This is a genomic window from Bradyrhizobium uaiense (genome assembly GCF_010811875.1).
Taxonomy (GTDB): Bacteria; Pseudomonadota; Alphaproteobacteria; order Rhizobiales; family Xanthobacteraceae; genus Bradyrhizobium; species Bradyrhizobium uaiense.
This window is the reverse complement of record NZ_VKHP01000960.1, coordinates 1-244: the sequence shown is the minus strand read 5'-3', so window position 1 is coordinate 244 and position 244 is coordinate 1. Positions and strand designations below refer to the sequence as shown.

The 244-nt window shown below is 66.0% G+C and carries 1 pseudogene; it reads left to right on the top strand.

The features are described 5' to 3' along the window. Positions 1-244 (top strand): annotated as a pseudogene (locus FNJ47_RS52550) (hypothetical protein); the annotation flags it as partial.

The window sequence follows — 244 nt, the reverse complement described above, 5'->3', positions numbered from 1 at the left end:
CGAGCTCGACTATCAGGAAGCCTGGATCGGCGAGCACCATACCGCGCCGTGGGAGCCGCATCCGTCGCCGGACCTGCTGATCGCGCAGGCGCTGTTGCAGACCAAGAACATCCGCATCGGGCCCGGCTCGGTCCACATCTTCAGGATGATCTCAAGCGCCTCGCGGGTCATGTCGCGGTTCTGGCCCGACATGCCGTCGACATTGAACATCGCCCAGTCGCTCGGCAGGCCTGAGGCCGCGACG